Below are 5130 nucleotides of genomic sequence, written 5' to 3' on the forward strand. Positions count from 1 at the left end.
TCTATTGGGTCATCCCTTGGGTCACCCGTTGACCAGGTACGAGCTGCCGGGAACCAGGTGCGGCTGATGCGGCGCGATGGCATGGACGTTGACCGTCTTGATGCTCCAGCGCCGGTGTTGAGCGGCTTCGTTGCGCACGATGCCGATCTCCTTGCCGTGCAGCGACAGGTTGTTCGAGATCGAGACGAAATCGCCCGGGCGCATCAGCACCCGGCGCTTCATCGCGTGCAGCGTGGCGGTCAGCCGCTTCACGGCACGGGTCGCCGAATCGGTCAGGCCCTCGGTGCGGTTCTCGAAGAAGCGCAGGTCGACCTCGCGCGTCAGCACCGCATGCTCGGACGCCTTGCCCAGGGCCACGTTGCCGCCCACCATCGACAGGTCGTCGAACGGCGTGTAGAACGCGGCTTCGCGCAGCACCGCCAGCGTGTCCTTGTCGAGTGCGGCCAGCACGTCGCGGTTGGCCACGAAGGTGGTCCAGATCTCGTTGTCGTCGCAGCTGCGCAGCGCCAGGATGTTGACCAGGTCGGGGCGCACGAAGTGGTTCGCCAGGTCCTTGTGGAAATGGATCGGGCCGAGTGCCTTCTGCGATTGCGAGTCTTTCAGCGCATCTTTCGGGAAGATGTCCTGGAAGACATCGCCGTCGTTCACGTTCAGGTACGAGATCGGGTGCTCGCCGGCCACCTCGGCATACAGCTGCAGGAAGCCTTCGGCGACGAAGCTGCGCTTCAGCCTGTGCTTGTCGGCCACCGGGTCGACATTGCCCAGTTCGGGCAGCAGGCTGTCGATCGGGCCGTTCTCGACGAACACGAACGGCCGCTCGTACGCGGACGCGCGCCGGCGCCCCTCCATGAAATCGCGAAAGCGCGCGAGGTTCGGATCGCCGGCGACCAGCATGCGGATCTCGTGGCTGAACGCCTCGTAGGCCTTGTACGGGCTCACACGGATCGATTCGAGGCGCCGGACCAGCGCGCTGCGCTCTGCGTCGCTGAAGCTGAAATCCAGCGGCAGCTCGCGGCATCGGGTGTCGAGGGTGGTCATCTTCTGTTCTCCCTGAAGGTCGGGTGAGGGTGAGGGTGCGGATGCGGTTGGGGTGGCCGTCAGCGATCGAGCAACTGGCGCAGCCCGTGCTTGCCGCAGACCGGGTCGATCGTGATCTCGAGCCAGGGCACGTCGGCGGCGCGCAGCCAGCCGAGCGCCGCGGCACCGGGCTCCGGCCGCTGCGCGAAGCCTCGCGTGTCGCCGTGCCAGCACGGGAAATCGGGGTCATCGGCCGGGAACAGCGCATCGGCGATGTCGGCATGTTGCAGGCCCGCGGTGCTGCCCGAGGCATGCACGGTGACGCCGGCGGCATGGCCCGGCTCGAGCGTGGCCCGCACCACGCCGGCCAGCGGCGCGCGCGGCACGTACAGCGTGCCCAGCACCTCGGCCAGCAGGCAGGGCGCGACGATGCGCTTGTGCTGCTGCGCGTAGCTGCGCCGGTACAGCGCCCGGTCGCAGGTCTGGCCGACATCGATGTGGCGGCGCTGCAGGTCGCGCAGGCCGGCGTCGAAGATGCGACGCAGCTCGGGGTAGTCGACGATCGTGCCTTCGCAGTACGACAGGTAGCTGGGCCACGACCACACGCTGCGCCCGTCTTCGGCATCCAGCAGCACCCGGTCGTTGGCGAGCGGGCGCGCGCCGTGCCGCAGCACCATGTCGATGAACAGCGTCGACTTGCCGGCCCCCTTGCAGCCGAGGAACAGCCAGGCCCCGCCATCGAGCACCACCGCGCTCGCATGCAGCATCGGTGCAAAGCGTGGCCCGCGGCGCCACAGCGTCAGGTTGCGCGCGGCGTGGAAGATCAGCTCGCTGGAGCGCACGGCGCGCATCGGGTCGATGTGCACGTCGAGGCAGGCGCGCCGCGCATCGTGGCGGAACAGCATGCCTTCGCCCGGCAGGTGGATGGCACCGCCGGCATCGATGCCGGCATCGGCCGGGCCTTCGAGGTTCCAGTGCGGGTAGTTCAGCGAACGGTGGAATCGCGCGTGCGCCGGCCAGCCGGCGGACGCATCGGCCAGCTCGGCGGCGCCGGCATRGTGCACGCGGATGTCCATCGCCGGCATGGCGCCCGGCTCGATCACCGAAGGCTCGTAGGAGCGCGCGATGCGGTCGAAGAACCAGGCATCGCCGAACGCGCTGTGAAGCAGGAACTGGCTGTCGAGCAGCCGATGACGACTCGTGTCCACGCAGGCCTCGAAGACGCAATGTTCCTCGGCGGCAAGGCAGCCGAGGCCCGGTTGAAGGGGGAGCGTCTCCGTGTGGGAGTCGTGTGCCGCATGACAGGCGGCCGGCTGGGTGGGGGCACAAGAATTCTTGTGAGCCCAGGCGGCAAAGTCTACGGAGCCGGCACGGGCGGGTCAAGCGCCCCTGCGTCGAAGAGGGCTGTCAGTTCGCTGTCTCGAATCCGACCAAGGCAGGGTTTTTTTGATGCCGGCGCATGATGCGCGGCAGCTTCCATGGAGGATTCTGATGACACGCCATTTCGACGCCATCGTGATCGGCAGCGGCCAGGCCGGGCCGTTCCTCGCGGCCCGGCTGTGCGCCGCCGGCATGAAGACCGCGCTGGTCGAGCGCGAGCACCTGGGCGGCACCTGCGTCAACGACGGCTGCATCCCGACCAAGACGCTGGTGGCGAGTGCGCGCACCGCGCATGTCGCGCGCCGCGCGGCGGACTACGGCGTGGTGATCGACGGCGCGGTGCGCGTCGACATGAAGGCGGTGAAGGCGCGCAAGGATGCGATCGTCGCGCAGTCGGTGGCGTCGCTGTCGTCGTGGCTCGGCGGCATGGAGAACCTGAGCCTGCTTTGGGGGCACGCGCGCTTCGTCGGGCCGCACCGCGTGCAGGTGGGCGACGAGGTGCTCGAGGCGCCGAAGGTCTTCATCAACACCGGCGCGCGTCCGATCGTGCCCGACTGGCCCGGCATCGCCGACGTGCCGGTGCTGACCAACACCTCGATGATGGCGCTCGACGTCGTGCCGGAGCACCTGCTGGTGATCGGCGGCAGCTACATCGGGCTGGAGTTCGCGCAGATGCACCGCCGCTTCGGCGCACGCGTCACGGTGCTGGAGCATGGCGGGCGCCTGGTGTCGCGCGAGGATCCGGAGGTGTCGGCCGAGGTGCGCGCGATCCTCGAGCGCGAGGGCGTCGAGGTGCTCACGATGGCGCGCGATTTCTCGCTGGCCCGCGCTGCCGATGGCGCCATCCGCCTGAGCATCCTGCAGGACGGCCGGCCGCGCGAGCTCACCGGCAGCCACCTGCTGGTGGCCGTGGGCCGCCGCCCGAACACCGACGATCTCGGGCTCGAGCACGCCGGCGTGATCTGCGATGCACGCGGCTACATCGAGGTCGACGACCAGCTGCGCACCAGCGTGCCCGGCCTCTGGGCGATGGGCGATTGCAACGGCCGCGGCGCGTTCACGCACACCTCGTACAACGACCACGAGATCGTCGCCGCCAACCTGCTGGACGACGATCCGCGCCGCGTCAGCGACCGCATCCCGGCCTATGCGCTCTACATCGACCCGCCGCTCGGGCGCGTCGGCATGACCGAGGCCGAGGTGCGGGCGAGCGGGCGCGATGCGCTGGTCGGCGTGATGCCGATGACGCGGGTCGGCCGCGCGAAGGAGCGCGGCGAGACGCAGGGCTTCATGAAGGTGCTGGTGGATGCGCAGACCGAGCGCATCCTCGGCGCGTCGCTGCTGTGCATCGACGGCGACGAGATCGTGCATTCGCTGCTCGACGTGATGGCGGCGAACGCGCCGTACACGGTGATCGCGCGGGCGATGCACATCCACCCGACGGTCAGCGAGCTGATCCCGACCTTGCTGCAGCAGCTGAAGCCGCTGCCGAAATGACGGGAGGAAATGAAGGAAGATAGCGCTCCCTCGAAGAACAACCAGGAGAGCGACCGATGAAGATCCGTGCCACTGCCGTCGCGCTGGCGGCCTCCCTTGCCGCGTGCGGCACCCCACCGCCGGCGGGCGGACCCGTCAGCGATGCGAAGCTGCAGGACAGCATCCAGACGGTCGTCGTGATCTTTGCGGAGAACCGCGCCTTCGACACCCTGTACGGCCTGTTCCCCGGTGCCGACGGCATCCCCGGCGTGAACCCGTCGTCGCGCGGCACCTGGCAGCCGCAGACCGAGCGCGACAGCAACGTCGTGCTGCCCAAGCTGCCGCAGACCTGGGGCGGCGTCACCGCGGCAGGGCAGGCGGTGACGCTGGCGCAGGGCGCGACTGCGAACCAGGACAACCGGCCGTTCCAGATCGATGCCGATGCGGGCTACCAGGGCAGCGGCGTGAAGGTCGGGCAGGACGTGATCACGCGCGACCTGTACCACCGCTTCTTCGAGAACCAGATGCAGATCAACGGCGGGCGCAACGACAAGTTCGCCGCCTGGGCCGATGGCGGCGGCCTGTCGCTCGGCTACTACGACGGCAGCCGGATGCGGCTGTGGCAGATCGCGCAGCAGTACGTGCTGGCGGATCGCTTCTACATGGGCGCATTCGGCGGCTCGTTCCTGAACCACCAGTACCTGGTGTGCGCCTGCGTGCCGGTGTACCCCGATGCCGAGCAGTCGCCGGCCAAGGGCTCGATCTCGGCGGTCGACCGGCTGGCCGACGGGCGCTGGAGTTCGAAGCTCACGACGCGGCCCGATTCGCCGTCGTCGGCGATCGCCGGGCCGCCGAAGTATGTCAACAGCAGCAACCTGACGCCGGCTGATTACGCCGGTGACGGCAAGTACTACGCGGTCAACACGATGCAGCCGGCGTATCAACCGAGCGGCGTGCCGCCGGCGGCCGCGGGCAGCGACCTGCTGGCCGATGCGGGCAAGGCCAACACGCTGCCGCCGCAGACGCAGGCGACGATCGGCGACATGCTCGACCGCAAGGGCGTCGACTGGGCCTGGTACGGCGGCGCGTGGAACACCGCCACCGACGAGGGCCGGCAGCCGGCGGCGGTGGCGCGCAAGGTGATCTATGCGTCGCCGATCGGCTTCCAGACGCACCACCAGCCGTTCAACTACTACGCGACGGTCGACCCGACCGATCCGGCGAAGGCCGCGTACCGCAAGGCGCACCTGAAGGATT

General features: G+C 69.1%; 4 protein-coding genes. 2 read left to right on the forward strand and 2 right to left on the reverse strand.

The window, feature by feature from the left end:
* Positions 1-21: 21 nt before the first annotated feature.
* Together AC1D01_RS20090 and AC1D01_RS20095 are read right to left on the reverse strand one after the other, a co-directional pair.
* Positions 22-1038 carry a Fe(II)-2OG oxygenase family protein gene (locus tag AC1D01_RS20090; RefSeq protein WP_477869364.1) on the reverse strand — a complete coding sequence of 339 codons (1017 nt, stop codon included), beginning with the start codon at positions 1036-1038 and terminating at the stop codon, positions 22-24.
* 59 nt (positions 1039-1097) lie between these two features.
* Complete coding sequence (locus AC1D01_RS20095; protein ID WP_477869366.1) at positions 1098-2225, reverse strand: phosphoenolpyruvate carboxykinase (ATP); 1128 nt, start codon at positions 2223-2225, stop codon at positions 1098-1100.
* A 283-nt stretch (positions 2226-2508) separates the two neighbouring features.
* Between AC1D01_RS20095 and AC1D01_RS20100 the strand changes: the two genes are divergently transcribed.
* Complete coding sequence (locus tag AC1D01_RS20100; RefSeq protein ID WP_477869368.1) at positions 2509-3894, forward strand: FAD-containing oxidoreductase; 1386 nt, start codon at positions 2509-2511, stop codon at positions 3892-3894.
* Positions 3895-3950: 56 nt separating this feature from the next.
* Positions 3951-5130: acid phosphatase (acpA, locus tag AC1D01_RS20105; protein ID WP_477869370.1), on the forward strand; the 1180-nt coding region annotated here is incomplete at its 3' end.

This window comes from Rhizobacter sp. P3_B12, from assembly GCF_056402895.1.

Coding starts and splice junctions, on each gene's coding strand:
- AC1D01_RS20090 (WP_477869364.1), bottom strand. CDS start 1,038: ATGACCACCCTCGACACCCGATGCCGCGAGCTGCCGCTGGATTTCAGC.
- AC1D01_RS20100 (WP_477869368.1), top strand. CDS start 2,509: ATGACACGCCATTTCGACGCCATCGTGATCGGCAGCGGCCAGGCCGGG.